Raw genomic sequence first — 18,002 nt, forward strand, 5'->3', positions numbered from 1 at the left:
AACTTAAAGGGAAAAACTGATGATCGTTCTAACGACCAACTTCGGCGAAATCAAAATCGAACTCGATTTTGACAAGGCTCCAAAAACTGCGGCGAACTTCGAACAGTACGTTAAAGAGGGTTTTTACGACGGTGTGATTTTCCACCGCGTCATCAGCAACTTCATGATTCAAGGCGGTGGTTTTGAGCCAGGCATGCACCAGAAAAAAACTCGCGAACCGATTGAGAACGAAGCCGATAACGGTCTAAGCAACGAGATGTACACCGTTGCAATGGCACGCACAATGGACCCACACTCAGCCTCTGCTCAGTTCTTCATCAACGTAGCGGATAACGCCTTCCTTGATCACTCTGGCAAGAACACGCAAGGCTGGGGCTACGCGGTATTTGGTAAAGTTGTTGAGGGCCAAGAGGTAGTCGACAAAATCAAACTGGTACCTACTACTATGAAAGTGGGTCACCAAGACGTACCGGTTGACGATGTCATCATTGAGAAGGCTGAAGTTCAGGCTTAATCTTGAAACGTCTATTCATTTCAGACCTTCACCTGCAAGCGGAGCGACCCGAGATCACTCGGGCGCTTCGTTACTTCCTCTCACATATCGCACCTTCTAGCGATGAACTCTACCTACTGGGTGATATTTTTGAAGCCTGGATTGGTGACGATTTTGCCGACCCTGTTCTCAAAGAGATTCAACCCTACTTCGAAGCCTTAAGCCGAACGGGTACGAGCATCTATCTCATGCACGGCAACCGTGACTTCCTGTTAGGCAAGAAAAGTGCAAGTAAACTGTCAGCCGAACTACTACCTGAACAGATCAAGATTGAGCTACCCAAACTCGGCACCGCCCTACTGATGCACGGCGATGAACTCTGCATTGATGATGCCGCCTACCAGGCCTTTCGAAACCAGGTGAGAGACCCAAACTGGCAGCAAGGCTTTCTAGCGAAAAGTATTGAGGAACGCCTCGCCATTGCACGCCAAATTCGCGATGAAAGCCAACAGCAAAACAGCAACAAAGAAGATTACATCATGGATGTAAATTTTGGATTTTGCGAAGAATTACTTACAAAAGAAGAGTGTCAGATACTGATCCATGGACACACTCATAGACCCAGCATTCATACCAATATCAATGGTAATGATTCGCTAACCAGAGTTGTTTTGGGTGACTGGAGCTCAAGCGGGTATTATCTTCTGAGTCACAAAAAGGAGTTCACACTCTCTAAGTTTGAACCCCCAGAAGATTTCACTTAATTGAGTGTAGGCTTACCCGAATGAAAGCGGAACATATCATCTTCTGACTCCACTAACTCTTGCTCTCTCTGGCGGAAAAGTTCAATCCGATCGGTAATCGGCTCACCCGCATAATCTTCAGCCAGTTTTAGATAGTCCTGATAGTGACGGCCCTCAGAGCGCAGCAGTGAGCGATAGAACTTGGCCAACTCTTCATCAAGGTATGGGGCCAATGCAGCGAAGCGCTCACAGGAGCGCGCCTCAATAAACGCACCGACAATCAACGTATCGATCAATCGACCCGGCTCTTCACGTCGAACCAACTCATGCAGACCACTGGCGTAACGCGACGCAGATAGGTTGCCATATTTAAAGCCACGCCTGTCCATCAGACCCAACACCTGTTCGAAATGGATCAACTCCTCCCGAGCGAGTCGTGACATCTTATTGAGAAGTTCTGGACGATCGACGTATCGAAACATCAGTGTCATGGCCGTAGAGGCCGCTTTCTTCTCACAGTGAGCGTGGTCGGTCAGTAGCAGAGATTGATGCTTAGGATCTTTGGCGACTTGGATCCACTGATCCGGTGTCTGGCATCCTAAAAAGCTTTGAATCTCGGTTAACGCGTCCACGTCTCTCTCCATATAATCGTTGGGTGGTGCGAATTATAACGATCAGCGCACGCGTCCGGTAGCCTCTTAGATATGTTGCGCTGCAGCGATATACTTTTTCTTTGTAAAACAATAAGAAAAGGTTCTATAAACAGCCGGTTACAAGCCCAAAGTATAAAGGCCTTTTGGCCTTTGGGTGATTAACAGAGAATGGCGACTCCTGTAGAATAGTGGCGTTTTTTTAATAACCATTGATATCGGGAAGATATCCTCCTTTCGCCTCACAAGGGTGTTAGGTGTAGCCATTAATGAGGGCCATATCGTGCTTGAAGCTTACCGTAAACACGTTGAAGAACGTGCCGCAGAAGGCGTACCGCCAAAGCCACTAGACGCTGATCAAACCAGCGCACTGGTTGAGCTACTTAAAAACCCACCAGCAGGCGAAGAAGAGTTTCTTCTAGACCTTTTAACTAACCGTGTTCCTGCCGGTGTTGACCAAGCTGCTTACGTGAAAGCAGGTTTCTTGGCGGCGATCGCTAACGGTGAAGCTTCATCTCCTCTAATCAGCAAAGTTGCTGCGGTTGAGCTTCTTGGCACAATGCTTGGTGGTTACAACATTGAGCCAATGATCAAGAGCCTAGATGACGCTGAACTAGCACCTGCTGCTGTTAAAGGCCTATCACACACACTTCTTATGTTCGATGCGTTCCACGACGTTAAAGAGAAGATGGATGCCGGTAACGCATCAGCTAAACAGGTGATGGAGTCTTGGGCTAACGCTGAGTGGTTCACTAGCAAGCCTGAAGTTGCTGAAAAAATCACAGTGACTGTATTCAAAGTACCTGGCGAAACAAACACTGACGACCTATCCCCTGCTCCAGATGCATGGTCACGCCCTGACATTCCACTGCACGCTAACGCGATGCTTAAGATGGAACGTGAAGGCATTAACCCAGAAGTACCTGGTGTTAAAGGTCCTCTAGCTCAGATCGAAGAAGTTAAAGCAAAAGGCTTCCCAGTTGCTTACGTGGGTGACGTTGTTGGTACTGGCTCTTCTCGTAAGTCTGCAACGAACTCAGTTCTATGGTTCTTCGGTGATGATATCCCGAACGTGCCTAACAAACGTGCTGGCGGCTACTGTTTCGGCGGCAAAATCGCTCCTATCTTCTACAACACAATGGAAGATGCTGGCGCACTACCGATCGAGATGCCAGTTGACGACCTAAACATGGGCGACGTGATCGACGTTTACCCATACGAAGGTAAAGTATGTAAGCACGGCACTGATGAAGTGATCTGTGAATTCGGTCTGAAAACTCAGGTTCTTCTAGACGAAGTTCGTGCAGGCGGTCGTATCCCACTGATCATCGGTCGTGGTCTAACGGATAAAGCACGTGAAGCACTCGGTCTAGGTCAAACGGATCTGTTCCGTAAGCCACAACAGCCTGCTGACTCTGGCAAAGGTTACACCCTAGCTCAGAAGATGGTTGGTAAAGCATGCGGCATGGATGGTGTTCGTCCAGGCATGTACTGCGAGCCTAAGATGACAACGGTTGGTTCACAGGATACCACTGGCCCAATGACGCGTGACGAGCTTAAAGACCTTGCTTGTCTTGGTTTCTCTGCTGATCTTACTATGCAGTCATTCTGTCACACAGCGGCTTACCCTAAACCAGTAGACGTTAACACTCACCACACGCTTCCTGACTTCATCATGAACCGTGGCGGTGTATCGCTTCGCCCAGGTGACGGTGTTATCCACTCTTGGTTGAACCGCATGCTTCTTCCTGACACTGTGGGTACTGGTGGCGACTCGCACACTCGTTTCCCACTCGGTATCTCTTTCCCTGCAGGTTCTGGTCTAGTTGCATTCGCTGCGGCTACAGGCGTTATGCCTCTGGATATGCCTGAGTCAGTATTGGTTCGTTTCAAAGGCAAACGTAACCCTGGCATCACGCTACGTGACCTTGTACACGCGATCCCTTACTACGCAATCAAAGAGGGTCACCTAACGGTTGCTAAAGCGGGTAAGAAGAACATCTTCTCTGGTCGCGTTCTTGAGATCGAAGGTCTTGAAGAGCTAACAGTTGAACAGGCATTCGAACTATCTGACGCATCTGCAGAGCGTTCTGCAGCAGGCTGTACTATCACTCTAGGTGAAGATTCAGTCGCAGAATACTTGAAGTCGAACATCGTCATGCTTAAGTGGATGATCGCTGAAGGCTACGGTGATGCGCGTACTATCGAACGTCGTATCAAAGGCATGGAAGAGTGGCTAGCTAACCCAAGCCTAATGCGTGCTGATTCTGACGCAGAATACGCTTGTGTCATCGAAATCGATCTAGCGGACATCAAAGAGCCAATCCTTTGTGCTCCAAACGATCCAGACGATGCTCGCCTACTTTCAACAGTACAGGGCGAGAAGATCGATGAAGTATTCATCGGTTCTTGTATGACTAACATCGGTCACTTCCGTGCTGCAGGTAAACTGCTTGAAGCATCAGGTGCCTCTATCCCAACGCGTATGTGGATCGCTCCACCAACGAAGATGGATGCGGCTCAGCTAAGTGACGAAGGTTACTACAACATCTTCGGTAAAGCCGGTGCTCGCATGGAGATGCCTGGATGTTCACTCTGTATGGGTAACCAAGCACGTGTTGCTGCGAAATCGACTGTAGTCTCTACTTCGACTCGTAACTTCCCTAACCGTCTAGGTGATGGCGCCGATGTCTTCCTAGCCTCTGCTGAACTAGCGTCAGTTGCTGCTCTAGAGGGCAAGCTGCCAACGGTTGAAGAGTACATGAGCTACGCTCAGAAGATCGACAGCATGGCAGGTGACATCTACCGTTACCTAAACTTCGATCAGATGGAAAACTACGTAGAGAAAGCCTCTTCTGTGATTCCAACGGTTCAAGCGTAATCGGTTGATTAACGCTTAAAAAACCCGGCTTTTGCCGGGTTTTTTTGTTTAATAACGAACCGCTCTGCGGTTGTTTCGCGGTTTACCACTTCGTGGTAATTCGCTCCTACAAACGGAGCATTAAATTGTAGGAGCGAATTGGCGCGCAGCGACAAACCGCGATATTCATAGCGTAATTCGAAAGTGGTGTCAGACCAAAGGTCAGACACCGGCACTCGATCTACAACGCACCAGGGTCTGACCTCTGGTCTGACCCTACCCTATCAGCGTTTTCCAGAGATCAACTCTTGAATCCCCTTCTCTCCCATCTCCCGCAACAGCTCCACATTACGTTCCGGCACCGAATCGATGTCAGGGTGTGTCTCGACGGCCCAGGCGACGCTCGCTTCGCGAAGCAGATGCATCATGGGATAAGGGGATCGATTGGTATGGTTTGCAGGGTCGATCTCTGCGACACCGTCAAACTGATAATCTGGGTGGAAGCCAGCCACTTGGAAAACGCCCGAATAACCCAGTGCGTCGATCAGTTCATCGACACCGGCCAGATAATCTAAGTAGGCATCAAAGTCTTTCGTAAAGTTGGGGTGGATCAATAGGGTCGTTTCGATACTCTTATCGTTCACTAGTCGCTCTAGCTCTTCGACCAACAGCTGAGTAATCGACTCAATGTCGTCACCGGTGTAGACAAGATAGCGTAACTGATTTTGATCGATACTTTTCTTGGCAAAGGGGCAGAGATTAAGCCCGACGACTATTTTATCCACCCAATGCTGGGTCGATTTGATTACTTCATTTTCAAAATCAGTCATTTACCAATACTCGTCGAAAATTAGTGGTTAGTTAATTATACCCAAGGGCGAAGTAAGACAGTATTTTGATCTCTCCCTGTCAAGACCAAAAAGTGTTTTTTTCACCGTTTTTATTACTCACAGAATCTGTGGATAACTTGGTGAATAATGTTTGGAAGAAGTGCGCTACTACCGATGAACTGGGGCGTTCAGCAAATTGGTTCAATTTTGAACCGGTAAAAATAAATCCTTAAAATTCAATAACTTAAATTATTCAACAGGATTTTATAATTTTTTTTAAATATTTTTGTACTTTTTTCTTATAAAAAACTTGCACTGTGAACAAAAATTATTTTTGTCTCATTTTGGTGCGGATTTAGAGGGGCTGTTCGGCGTCTGGAATTTCGATCTCTATGTGCCCTTTGGGACGACAACAGCAGGTTAAAACCTCTCCTTCTGCACAGTCCACCAGTGCATCCTGAACAGGTTCAACTTCGCCATCTAACAGACGCACCTTACAACATCCACAGTATCCACCGCGGCAGTTGTAAGGTGCAGGTATTTGTTGAGCTTCCAATGCATCAAGCAGTGAAAACTCATACTGGTAGTAGAAGGTGTGATGGTTGCTGACTTTGATGCGTGGGATACCCGACATCGTCAAACCCTCAAATTAAAGGTCAAAGCCTTCGAAATCCTCATCCCCTACTTCGTTGTCGATTTGACCGACCAGGTAGGAGCTGATTTCTGACTCTTGAGGAGCCACTTGGACGTTATCGCTGACCAACCATGAGTTCATCCAAGGCAATGGGTTAGCGCGGTTCTCGAAGATCTCTTCTAGACCCAAAGCTTTCATTCGAACGTTGGTAATGTACTCAACGTAATCACCCAGAATTCGCGCGTTTAGACCGATCATTGAGCCCTGACTAAAGAGATACTCTGCCCAAGATTTCTCTTGTTCTGCCGCATCACGGAAGAGTTTGATCACTTCCTCTTTCTGCTCAATAGCGATCTGTTTGAAATCAGGATCATCAGCACCCGAGGCCATGATGTTGATCATGTGCTGTGTGCCGGTGAGGTGCAGCGCTTCATCACGTGCAATCAGACGGATAATCTTCGCATTACCCTCCATAACTGCACGCTCTGCAAATGCAAATGAACAGGCGAAGCTAACGTAGAAACGGATCGCTTCCAAAACGTTAACAGATACCAGCGTTAAGTAGAGTTTCGTTTTGATGTTGTAGAGCGTTGCATCGACCAGATTACCGTCGATTGTGTGCTTACCTTCACCATGAATGGTGAAGACATTCACTAGCTCTATCAACTCATCGTAAAGACGCGTCACCGCTTCGGCACGCTCAACAATCTCAGGATTCGTTACGATGGTATCGAACACTTTAGACGGTTCAGTGACAATGTTGCGAATGATGTGCGTGTACGAACGGCTGTGAATGGTCTCACTGAACGCCCAAGTTTCAAACCAGGTCTCAAGCTCAGGGATAGAGACGATCGGCAAAAACGCGACGTTTGGCGACCGACCCTGCACTGAATCGAGTAGGGTTTGGTATTTAAGATTGCTCAAGAAGATGTGCTGTTCATGCTCTGGCAATGCCATGAAGTCTTTACGGTCAGTACTTAGATCAACCTCTTCTGGGCGCCAAAAGAAAGAGAGCTGCTTCTCGATCAGCTTTTCAAAGATTGGGTATTTCTGTTTGTCGTAACGTGCAACGTTAACACTGCGACCTAGAAACATCGGTTCGCGAGTTGCATCGTGATTACTGGTACTGAATGTAGAGTAAGACATCTGCCCTAACCTCTTCGTAAAAGTTTAAACAGCCGCCCGAAGTACTGGGCGGCGAACTACAGATTTAAAGTTTACAAGCGCCGCCTTCACAGCCACCCATGTCATCGTGCTGATCTTTAGCACCGTCACGAGTGTTGTGGTAGTAAAGTGTCTTAACACCGTACTTGTAGGCAGTTAGAAGATCTTTCAACAACTGCTTCATTGGTACCTTCTCACCAGGGAACTTAGCCGGGTCATAGTTGGTGTTTGCAGAGATTGATTGGTCTACGAATTTCTGCATGATGCCGACCAACTGTAGGTAGCCTTCGTTGTCTGGGATTGACCACAAGAGTTCGTAGTTATCTTTCAGCTCTAAGTACTCAGGTACGATCTGTTTCATCACACCATCTTTACTCGACTTAACCGAAACATAACCACGTGGTGGTTCAATGCCGTTGGTTGAGTTAGTTATCTGCGAAGAGGTCTCACAGGGCATCAACGCCGTAAGGGTGCTGTTACGCAGACCAAATTCACGGATATCTTCGCGAAGTGTCTCCCAGAAGTAGTTCAATGGCTCTTCGCAGAAGGTATCAACTTCACGCTTGTAGGTGTCGATTGGCAGAATACCCTGAGCGTAGGTGGTCTCGTTGAATTTAGGACAGGCACCCAGCTCTTTTGCCAAGTTGTTTGATGCCTTCAACAGGAAGTACTGAATCGCTTCAAAGGTACGGTGTACTAGGCCATTAGCACTGCCATCGGAGTAACGAACAGAGTTCTTCGCTAGGTAGTAAGCCATGTTGGTGACACCGACACCCAGAGTACGACGACCCATGGTTGCAGTGTATGCAGCTGGAACCGGGTAATCCTGGTAGTCCAACAGACTGTCTAGTGCACGAACAATCAACTCTGATAGCTCTTCTAGCTCATCTAAGTTCTCTAGTGCGCCAAGGTTGAACGCTGACAGTGTACAGAGAGCAATTTCACCGTCCGGATCATTCACCTCTTTCAAAGGCTTAGTTGGCAGCGCAATCTCAAGGCAGAGGTTGGACTGCTTAACCGGAGCCACAGTAGGATCGAACGGACTGTGCGTATTACAGTGGTCCACGTTCTGAATGTAGATACGGCCAGTCGATGCACGCTCGGATGCAAGAATACCAAACAACTCAACCGCTTTGATCGTCTGTTTGCGGATATTTGGATCCTGTTCGTACTGCTCGTAGAGACGCTCAAACTCATCTTGGTCAGCAAAGAACGCATCGTACAAACCAGGTACTTCGTGTGGGCTGAACAAGGTGATATTGCCGCCTTTGATCAAACGCTGGTACATCATTCGGTTGATCTGGACACCGTAATCTAGGTGACGGACACGATTCTCTTCGACACCACGGTTGTTCTTAAGAACCAACAGTGACTCCACTTCCAAGTGCCAGATTGGGTAGAACAGAGTCGCAGCACCCCCTCGCACACCCCCTTGTGAACAGCTTTTAACCGCTGTTTGGAAGTGTTTGTAGAAAGGAATACATCCAGTGTGGAAAGCTTCACCCTGACGGATTGGGCTACCTAGGGCACGGATGCTACCGGCATTGATACCGATACCCGCACGCTGTGATACGTATTTAACGATCGAAGAGGCTGTCGCGTTGATTGAATCCAGACTGTCACCCGTTTCAATCAATACACAAGAGCTGAACTGACGGGTCGGTGTACGAACGCCCGCCATAATCGGCGTCGGTAGCGACAGTTTAAACAGAGAACAGGCATCGTAGAAACGTTTTACATAGCCCAAACGCGTCTCTTGTGGGTATTTAGAGAAGAGACAAGCGGCTACCAACATGTAGAGCTGCTGTGGGCTCTCGTAAATCTTACCCGTAACACGGTTTTGTAGAAGGTATTTACCCTCTAGCTGCTTAACTGCCGCGTAGCTGAAGTTCATGTCGCGATCATGAGCAAGGTAGTCATTCAGCTCATTGAATTCCGCTTCAGTGTAGTCTTCTAAAAGGTGCTTATCGTAACGACCGTCATTCACCATGGCTTGGACATGGGCAAATAGGTGGGGTGGTTCAAATTCACCGAAAGCTTTCTTGCGTAAGTGGAAGATCGCAAGGCGCGCAGCAAGGTATTGGTAATCAGGTGCCTCTTCTGAAATAAGATCGGCAGCCGCTTTGATTAGGGTCTCATGGATGTCTGATGTTGAGATACCCTCAAAGAATTGCATGTTGGCACTCAGCTCTACTTGAGAGACAGACACAGTCTTTAGACCGGTTGCAGCCCAAGTCACAACTTTGTGGATCTTCTCTAGATCCAGTGACTCTTGGCTACCATCGCGTTTTGTGACCTTTAAACCCTGTTGCATAACGACATTCCACTTCTTAGTCGGTGTTATTATTCGTGCTGCCTGAGGGTGCTGATCGCTACTTCACACAACACTATATCTTGTGGTTGTCTATCCAACATAAATCACTATATATAGTTATTCGACAAACAACAGACACTAAATATAGTGATCTAGACGAACTTTGCAATAGCAAATATGCGTCAGAAATTTCTTGACTTATTGGGCAAGGGGCGAAGATTCAGCTGTGGTGCGGGCTAGAAGAAAATAGATAATTTCGTCACATTTATATGACATTTTTATGTAAAGAAATGGGTTGTTATATAAGCGGTGATTAGCGGGTTTGAATTGGCACTCTTAGCGTGAAAGTTGTGCCCTTATTTGGTGCGGAATCAACCAAAAGCTCACCCTGATGATGGCTAATAATGCCATAGGAGATGGATAGACCCAGCCCCGTACCTTTACCAATATCCTTTGTTGTGTAGAAGGGTTCAAAAATACGTTGCTGTATCTCTTTGGTCATCCCTTTACCGTTATCGGCTATCGATATCTCAACCCAGCCTTGGTTCTCTTTGGACGTGATCTCTAAGGTTGGTTCACGCTGACCCTCAAGCGCTTGTGCTGCATTAACAAGAATATTTAAAAGGACCTGATTGATCTCACCGGGGTTACAGAGCACTGGAGGAATCTCTTCAAGAGAGAGGTTGACCCGCGTGTTGGCACTGATCTGGTTGTTAATCAATTTAAGGGTACTTCGAATTCCCTCATTAAGATCGGCTTCTGTTCTAACCTGAGCATCCATTCGAGCAAAGCTTCTTAAGTTGCGAACGATCTCCTTCACCCTCTGGACACCGTCATTGGTATCAGAAACCAACTCATCTAATTCATCGGTGAAATATTCAAGATCTTCCTCTTCAAGGAACTTGAACACACGCTCAGCAAACGCAGGTCGTTCAGATTCATCTACCGCTAGAGATTCGATCAATAGAGGATAGAGTTTAGCGATGGCGTCACTGTGCTGACCCAAGGTGTCTACATTAGAGTGAACAAACGACAGCGGGTTGTTAATCTCGTGTGCCACGCCAGAGACAAGCGTACCAAGCGTAGCCAACTTTTCAGATCGAATCAGTGCATCTTGCTGCGCTTTTAACTGAACCAAAGAGGCTTCGAGCTCCTGGTTTTTTAGAAACAGCTCACGCGAACGAGTCTCCAGCACATCTTCTGCTGCAAGACGCGCTTTACGTTCTCGTTCATACGCTTGTTTGTACAGCTCTAACTCTTCAGACATTCACTTTACTTATGCTGAGTTCGCAGTGGTCAGACTCTCTGTGCATACAGATATCGTGCTCAATATTGATAGGGGTTTGATAGTAAGTGGCCGCCCCCTGGATTAACCCCTCTGCCAAAATACAGAGTTTTCGCGGCGAACGATAGTTCATTACCAGTCGATTGTTGTCACCATTGGCGCAATCAATTGTCGGAAGGTTAGCCTCTGTGTAGAGTTTTTGTACCTCTAAGTGAATCACAGGCTCGATACTTTTCAAGAAACCAAAAAGATCGCCCTCAGCTTCAACAAACATAGGGTAACGTTCCGCCAGCTTAGCAAACATGAAATCACCAAAACTGCGAATCACATCCTCTAGGGGAATATCGAGCGCCTGTTGGACTTCATGAACAATCTTAAAGAGTTCGGCATCTTCATAGGTATCCACTGAAATATAGCTACCCTCAACGCCGGCCCTATTAAGAAGCTGTTGCCAGAGAACAACACCGCCCTTTTCCACTACCATATCCTCAAGGATATTAAACACTACACCTTTCATTAATGATTTCTCTTTAAGCCCTATATGACAATTAGGTAATTAATGTGTTCAGTGTAGAACAGTTTTGAAAAGTTGCTAGGTAATCTCAGATTTATCTTAAGACCAGATAAAACATTGAGCGGCCACGCTGAAGTTGAATCAATAACTGATTGGCACTGCCAGAGAGTTCACGCTGGAGATCCTCTAGGGTTCGAACCGAACGTCGATTGATAGAGACAACAAGATCACCAGCGACCAACCCTGCCCGAGCGGCCCGACTTCCCTCTTCAACACCTTTGACCTGAACCCCTCTGCCACTGATCACTGGCTCAAAGACGGCACCGGACAGTAACGGATGAAGAGCCCCCTGTTCTGGATCAGATTTAGGTTGTTGATAGGCGACGATCAGCTTGGCGGATCGCGGCTCAGCATTGCGCAGTAGCTCCAGCTTTAGTTGATCCCCTTCGGCTGCAAATGCTACGGCGTTAAGAATGGTAGCCGCTGAGATCAGCGCTCTACCATCCAGTGCGGTAATGATGTCGCCGACTTGAAGACCGGCACGATCAGCAGGAGAGCCCATAATCACCTCTGAAACGATCACACCGTTTTGCTGATTATCAAGCCCAAACGCCTGACGTAAATCAGCGGTTAGCGGTTGCACCGAAAGCCCTGCCCAGCCACGTGTCACGCGACCCTCTTCAATCAATTGATCAGCAACACGTCGTGCCATATTACTGGGGATTGCAAAGCCTATTCCGACATTTCCTCCGCTTGGCGCAATAATGGCAGTATTAACACCCACCAGGTCTCCACTCAAATCGACTAGAGCACCACCGGAGTTGCCGGGGTTGATAGAGGCGTCGGTCTGAATGAAGTTTTCATAACCCTCAATACCCAAACCTGAACGCCCTAACGCACTGACAACACCCGTTGTGATGGTCTGCCCAAGCCCAAAGGGGTTACCGATCGCCACAACAAAATCACCGACTCTGAGTGACGAGGAGTCGCGGATCGATAATTCACTCAATCCCGTGGCATCGATATCCAATACCGCAATGTCCACTTCAGGGTCGGCCCCAATCAAACGGGCTTTAAAACTGCGCCCATCGGTAAGACCAATCTGTACCTCGTCAGCCCCTTTAATGACGTGATAGTTGGTAATGATCGTACCCTGCTCGGCATCGACAATCACACCAGAACCGGCACTGCTCTGACTGCGGCGCTGTTGCGGAAAGGCATCTCTGGGAATGTTGAAAAAGCGTTGAAAAAAGGGATCGTTCAACAGTGGGTTGATGATTTGTCGGGTCGAGAAGGTCGAGATGTTGACGACTGCTGGATTCACCCTCTCCAACATAGGGGCAATAGAGGGCAAAGATTGCCCCTGCGAGTCACTGACCGGCAAGCCAGCCTGACTCACTGAGCTTATCAATAGAGAAAAAAACCAAACAACCGCAATCCGCATAACAGACACCTTTAATCGATATACTTAATTAATAGGAGCAGATCGTTGTTAATTCAAGCTGAAGGTGACGGATTAAAGGGGTCAGACCCCGTTTTAGCTCACTGTTGGAGCGGTCTTGAAAAGGCCGCGATCGGAAGAAAATCGCCTCATCTTCGATAAGGCTCCAACCGTTTAAAACCGATCAATCCCTGAAGCGATTCTTAGCGCTTTTACGCGTGCGGGTTTGGCAGCACCTGCAATACCTAGCATTAGATTGCGTACCAATTTGAGGGGCTTTTTCTGATTACTGAAGAGGCGATAGAAGAGATCCATCGATTGCATCATCAATAGATTAGCGTTGCGGCGTTTCTGTTCGTAGCGTTTAAGTACATCAACTGAGCTGATCGACTCATTTCGAGACAGCGCATCATGAATTACCTCTGAAAACGCAACGACATCCTGAAATCCTAAATTAACCCCCTGACCGGCTAATGGATTGATCTGGTGTGCAGCATCCCCCAGAAGAGCAACGCCCTCGTCCACATAGCGCTGGGCATGCAGACGGCGCAGCGGAAAACTGGCTCTTGCTTGAATCGATTTGATGCCACCCAATCGATTTGGGAAATTGGCTTCGATGGTCGTTTTAAGTTGATCGAACTCCATCGACATCAACTGCTGTACCCGCTCAGGCGCGTCGTACCAAACCAAGGATGCATTCGATCCTGGCAGAGGCAGTAGCGCTCTTGGGCCCGATGGGAAGAACTGCTGCCAAGTAATATCCTGTTGCGGCAACAGCGTCTCAACGTTAATGACCATGGCCATCTGCTCGTAGTCCCACTGATGTGCGCCTAATGCAGCCGCATCACGCACCATTGACTGCCCACCATCCGCGGCTATCACCAGAGGGGTCATTAACGACTTACCCGAATCGAGTTCTATGATGGTCGATGCCGCCGAGTAGTCGATCCGCTCAACCCCGTCAGTGATTAAACTGATATTACTCTGGCCACTCAATTGATCTAGTAGCGCCCGTTGAACCAGACGGTTCTCAACTATGTAGCCCAGCTCGGACATTGAGATCTCTTGGGCAGAGAATTCTGTTGCTAAATTACGTGCTGCTTGACCTGCTAGACCTGGCGCATCTTCATCCATCTCCCAAACGCGCATGCGTTGATAGGGACAAGCTCGCCAAGAGAGAATGGGCTGCCAAGCACCTAATTGATCCAACAGATCGATAGAGGCAGGACTTAAAGCAGAGACGCGCAAGTCCATAGGTTGATCAGCGCTGAAGGCCTCAGGCAGAGAGCGCTCTAGTAGAGCGATATTAAGTTGGGTATCGGCTAGAGACAGAGCCACCGCAGCACCGACCATGCCGCCGCCAACGATGACTAGATCAAATCTACCTTCCATCTCTAACCTACCCGATTCGATTAGGCGCTGAGCACCTCAGTACCACCCATGTAAGGTTTCAGTACTTCAGGAACAACTACGGAGCCATCGGCTTGTTGGTAGTTCTCAAGCACAGCGACCAGTGTACGACCGACAGCCAAACCCGAACCGTTGAGTGTGTGAAGCAGTTCTGGTTTACCTGTCTCAGGATTTCTCCAACGAGCTTGCATACGACGCGCTTGGTAGTCGGTCATATTTGAGACAGATGAGATCTCACGATACTTAGCCTGACCCGGTAACCAAACCTCGATGTCATAGGTCTTAGCGGCAGAGAAACCTAGATCACCGCCACACAGATTTACCACACGATATGGCAGGTTCAGTGCTTGCAGAATACCCTCGGCATGCCCACACATTTCTTCTAATGCGTTCCACGAAGTATCTGGCTTAACCATTTGAACCATTTCAACTTTTTCGAACTGGTGTTGGCGAATCATACCGCGTGTATCACGACCTGCTGAACCCGCTTCAGAACGGAAACATGGACTGTGACAGGCGTAAGCCATCGGCAGTGTTTCAGCGTCGACAATCTCATCACGAACTAGGTTAGTCACCGGCACTTCGGCGGTTGGAATCAGGTAGTAGTGACGTTCACCGAACGGCACTTTAAATAGATCTTCCTCAAACTTAGGCAGTTGACCGGTACCTTGCAGAGACTCACTGTTGACCATGAAAGGAACATTGATCTCGGTGTATCCGTTCTTCTCAATATGAGTGTCCAGCATAAACTGCGCCAGCGCTCGGTGCAGACGTGCTAGAGGCCCTTTGATCACCGCAAAACGAGAGCCCGTTAACTTAGCAGCTACTTCAAAATCCAGACCGCCTAAGCCCTCACCTAGAGAGACATGATCTTGAACATCAAAATCGAATGAACCAGGCTCACCCCATACACGCACTTCAACGTTATCATCTTCGCTCTCACCCGCCGGTACAGAGTCATCGGGCAGGTTCGGTGTGCTCAGCAGGATATCATCCAACTTAGCTTGTACTTCGTTTAGTTTCTCTTTGGATTGATCAAGCTTAGCGCCTAGCTCGCCGACTTCAGCCAACAGTGGTGCGATATCTTGCCCCTGTGCTTTTGCTTGGCCGATCGACTTGGAACGGGTGTTACGCTCCTGCTGAAGGTTCTCTGTCTCAACTTGAATCTGTTTACGCTCCTGCTCTAGGGCATTAAATGCCGCTAAAGGGAACTCGTAACCTTTCTTTTTAAGCTGTTCAGCAATAGCCTCTGCGTTCTCACGAACCTGGCGTGGATCTAACATCGATCAAATATCCTTACAAAATTTATAGCAGTCGAGTAAACCAAATGGCAGCAGAAAGTGCTGCGACTGATAATACGACGGACAATAGTACATAAAAGATGGCTGCCGTTACATGACCTTCGTTAATCAAGGTAACAGTTTCCAGCGAAAATGTAGAAAAAGTGGTGAAAGCCCCCAAAAAACCGGTCATTAACAGCGGGCGCATCTCAGGTGGCAACTTAGCTCGCTCCATCACCAAAACAAACAGCACCCCCATTAACAACGAACCAACAACGTTAGCCGTTAGGGTACCTACCGGTAACTTTTGATCAGCACTGTTGAGCCAACCACTCAACCAATAACGAGCCATCGCCCCCAGAGCACCCCCTAAAGCAACACTTAATAGATGGACCATCAACTACTCTCCTTAGGGTAACGCTTAGTCGGACTGGCTTGATCAGCCGCTTGTAAGCGGCGCATCTTCTCACTCAGTTTAATCTCTAAACCACGCTCTTCAGGATGATAGTAGGAGCGATCTGCTATCTCCTGTGGCAGGTAGGATTCACCAGCTGCATAGGCGTTGGGTTCATTGTGAGCGTAGCGATACCCTTCACCAAATCCCTGCTCTTTCATTAATCGGGTCGGCGCGTTACGCAAGTGCTCTGGAACCTCGTAACTTGGATCTTTAGCCACATCAGCCAAGCACTGATTAAACGCCTGATAGACAGCATTACTCTTTGGCGCCAACGCACAGTAAATAGCGGCCTGAGCAATGGCTCGCTCACCCTCGGCAGGGCCGACACGCTCAAAGGCATCCCAAGCACTCAACACCACCTGCATCGCCCTGGGATCGGCATTACCGATATCCTCTGAGGCGATGGCGACTAAGCGGCGCGCAATGTAGAGAGGATCGCAACCCGCATCCAACATACGACAGTACCAGTAGAGCGCACCATCTGAACTGGAGCCCCTCACCGACTTGTGAAAGGCTGAAATCTGGTCATAAAAGAGATCACCGCCCTTATCATAGCGGCGCACCCCTGCAGCAAGCACTTCGGATAGTGCTGCGACCGAAACGTACTCTTTACCTTCGACTGTTTCAGAGAGATCCGCAGCGATTTCAAGCAGGTTTAACGCTCGACGCGCATCACCATCAGCCGCCTGAGCCAGTGCCGCTAAAGCACCCTCCTCAAAGGTCAGATCACGATCCCCCAACCCTCTAGGGCTATTGAGGGTCTGTTCTAGTAACGATTCTAAAGTCTCTGCCGTTAACGCTTTTAACGGATAGACGCGGGCGCGCGACAGCAAGGCATTATTCAATTCAAACGAGGGATTTTCGGTTGTGGCGCCAATAAAGATCAGCGTCCCCTCCTCAACATAGGGGAGGAAAGCATCCTGCTGAGATTTATTGAAACGATGAACCTCATCAACAAAGAGGATCGACTGACGACCACTCTGTTGGCGCAACATCTTGGCCCGTTCAACCGCTGCACGGACCTCTTTGACGCCATCCATAACAGCTGAGATAGAGATAAACTCAGCGTCTACATAGTGCGCTATCAGTCTGGCTAGTGTCGTTTTGCCAACGCCAGGTGGACCCCACAGAATCAGCGAGTGGATTGACCCCTGTTCGAGTTGGCGACGCAACGCCTTGCCCTCAGAAAAGAGGTGCTCTTGCCCTCGATACTCTTCTAAGGACCTTGGGCGCATGCGAGACGCTAACGGCTCATAAGCCGTTACTGGAGCGTCTTCGAATAGATCACTCATCCGTTTTGATCCATCAGGATCACATCAACCGATGTGGGGGGCACAAAACGAAACATCGTCTGATCAAAAGCAGCCGGAAAACTCTGTTCACTCAACATAATGAGGGAACGCTGACCTAGCCCATCTTGTATCAACAGTTCGGCAAGTAGATCACCACTAAAGAGTAGGCGCAGGGATTGGAACTCCGCACTCCCTTCCTCTTTTGGCGTTAACTCGAACAGACTGTTTCCGGCGCCGGCCTCAATCTGCTGAACATTAAAATAGCGATTCAACTGTTCAACATCACCACCCAATACGCGAGCCGGGGTCATCACTTCGCCCTCGCCCAATGGGCGTTGAGTCGCCTGTTCTAAATCCGGATCATAGACCCACAACCATTGGCCATCACTGATGATGGTTTGTGGAAAGGGGCTCTCTGTCTCCCAACGAAAACGATCAACCCCTTCAATCCACAAGCGGCCAGAAGCATTTTCAGACTTTAAATTATCATCACCTAGGGTGTACTGCTGAAACGCAGCAGAGAGCCTAGCGTGGGACTGAAGCAGTGCTGATAACTGATCAGCCGTTTCGGCCCAGGCCATCATCGGCAGCGACAATAGAAGGAGCAGTGCGGTTTTAGTGAATCTCAACATCTC

General features: G+C 48.4%; 16 protein-coding genes. 3 read left to right on the forward strand and 13 right to left on the reverse strand.

What is annotated here, in order from left to right; genetic code table 11:
• Positions 1–19 precede the first annotated feature (19 nt).
• Both XMD530_RS09485 and XMD530_RS09490 read left to right on the forward strand, forming a co-directional pair.
• Complete coding sequence (locus XMD530_RS09485) at positions 20–514, forward strand: peptidylprolyl isomerase (RefSeq protein WP_173483688.1); 495 nt, start codon at positions 20–22, stop codon at positions 512–514.
• A gap of 2 nt (positions 515–516) precedes the next feature.
• Positions 517–1,257, forward strand: a complete 741-nt coding sequence (locus XMD530_RS09490; protein ID WP_173498002.1) for a UDP-2,3-diacylglucosamine diphosphatase — start codon at positions 517–519, stop codon at positions 1,255–1,257.
• Here XMD530_RS09490 and XMD530_RS09495 read toward each other — a convergent pair.
• A complete protein-coding gene (locus XMD530_RS09495; protein WP_371731762.1) occupies positions 1,254–1,868 on the reverse strand; it encodes a tRNA-(ms[2]io[6]A)-hydroxylase in 615 nt (204 codons plus the stop codon). The two genes, XMD530_RS09490 and XMD530_RS09495, sit on opposite strands and share 4 nt — an antisense overlap.
• Before the next feature lie 301 nt (positions 1,869–2,169).
• On the opposite strand from XMD530_RS09495, the gene acnB reads away from it, so the two are divergent.
• A complete protein-coding gene (acnB, locus tag XMD530_RS09500) occupies positions 2,170–4,767 on the forward strand; it encodes a bifunctional aconitate hydratase 2/2-methylisocitrate dehydratase (RefSeq protein ID WP_173494466.1) in 2,598 nt (865 codons plus the stop codon).
• Between the two features lie 263 nt (positions 4,768–5,030).
• Here acnB and XMD530_RS09505 read toward each other — a convergent pair whose 3' ends face one another.
• The 12 genes from XMD530_RS09505 to lolA all read right to left on the reverse strand — a co-directional run bounded on the left by XMD530_RS09505 (position 5,031) and on the right by lolA (position 17,999).
• Positions 5,031–5,576, reverse strand: coding sequence for a DUF1415 domain-containing protein (locus tag XMD530_RS09505; RefSeq protein WP_173498000.1), 546 nt, complete (start codon positions 5,574–5,576; stop codon positions 5,031–5,033).
• Between the two features lie 355 nt (positions 5,577–5,931).
• Positions 5,932–6,210, reverse strand: coding sequence for a class I ribonucleotide reductase maintenance protein YfaE (gene yfaE, locus XMD530_RS09510; protein ID WP_173481025.1), 279 nt, complete (start codon positions 6,208–6,210; stop codon positions 5,932–5,934).
• A gap of 15 nt (positions 6,211–6,225) precedes the next feature.
• Complete coding sequence (nrdB, locus tag XMD530_RS09515; RefSeq protein ID WP_173483685.1) at positions 6,226–7,356, reverse strand: class Ia ribonucleoside-diphosphate reductase subunit beta; 1,131 nt, start codon at positions 7,354–7,356, stop codon at positions 6,226–6,228.
• A 64-nt stretch (positions 7,357–7,420) separates the two neighbouring features.
• Positions 7,421–9,688 (reverse strand): class 1a ribonucleoside-diphosphate reductase subunit alpha, encoded by a 2,268-nt coding sequence (gene nrdA, locus XMD530_RS09520; protein WP_173481027.1) that lies wholly within the window; start codon positions 9,686–9,688, stop codon positions 7,421–7,423.
• Positions 9,689–10,001: 313 nt separating this feature from the next.
• Positions 10,002–10,955 (reverse strand): sensor histidine kinase, encoded by a 954-nt coding sequence (locus XMD530_RS09525; protein ID WP_173484009.1) that lies wholly within the window; start codon positions 10,953–10,955, stop codon positions 10,002–10,004.
• Positions 10,948–11,490, reverse strand: a complete 543-nt coding sequence (locus XMD530_RS09530; RefSeq protein ID WP_173484010.1) for a heme NO-binding domain-containing protein — start codon at positions 11,488–11,490, stop codon at positions 10,948–10,950. The genes XMD530_RS09525 and XMD530_RS09530 overlap by 8 nt, the downstream gene beginning before the upstream one ends.
• A 91-nt stretch (positions 11,491–11,581) precedes the next feature.
• Positions 11,582–12,931 (reverse strand): Do family serine endopeptidase, encoded by a 1,350-nt coding sequence (locus XMD530_RS09535; RefSeq protein ID WP_173497999.1) that lies wholly within the window; start codon positions 12,929–12,931, stop codon positions 11,582–11,584.
• A 171-nt stretch (positions 12,932–13,102) separates the two neighbouring features.
• Positions 13,103–14,320: an FAD-dependent monooxygenase gene (locus XMD530_RS09540; RefSeq protein WP_173484012.1), complete on the reverse strand. Its 1,218-nt coding sequence runs from the start codon at positions 14,318–14,320 to the stop codon at positions 13,103–13,105.
• Positions 14,321–14,340: 20 nt separating this feature from the next.
• Positions 14,341–15,621 (reverse strand): serine--tRNA ligase, encoded by a 1,281-nt coding sequence (gene serS, locus XMD530_RS09545; protein ID WP_173481032.1) that lies wholly within the window; start codon positions 15,619–15,621, stop codon positions 14,341–14,343.
• Positions 15,622–15,643: 22 nt separating this feature from the next.
• Positions 15,644–16,015, reverse strand: coding sequence for a fluoride efflux transporter CrcB (crcB, locus tag XMD530_RS09550; RefSeq protein WP_173481033.1), 372 nt, complete (start codon positions 16,013–16,015; stop codon positions 15,644–15,646).
• Positions 16,015–17,367, reverse strand: a complete 1,353-nt coding sequence (locus XMD530_RS09555) for a replication-associated recombination protein A (protein ID WP_173506080.1) — start codon at positions 17,365–17,367, stop codon at positions 16,015–16,017. Before XMD530_RS09555 ends, crcB begins: the two co-directional genes overlap by 1 nt.
• Positions 17,364–17,999, reverse strand: a complete 636-nt coding sequence (gene lolA, locus XMD530_RS09560) for an outer membrane lipoprotein chaperone LolA (RefSeq protein ID WP_173497998.1) — start codon at positions 17,997–17,999, stop codon at positions 17,364–17,366. The genes XMD530_RS09555 and lolA overlap by 4 nt, the downstream gene beginning before the upstream one ends.
• Positions 18,000–18,002: the final 3 nt, after the last annotated feature.

Origin of the sequence: Marinobacterium sp. xm-d-530 (assembly GCF_013283365.1) — a bacterium.
In the GTDB taxonomy this organism is placed as follows: domain Bacteria; phylum Pseudomonadota; class Gammaproteobacteria; order Pseudomonadales; family Balneatricaceae; genus Marinobacterium_E.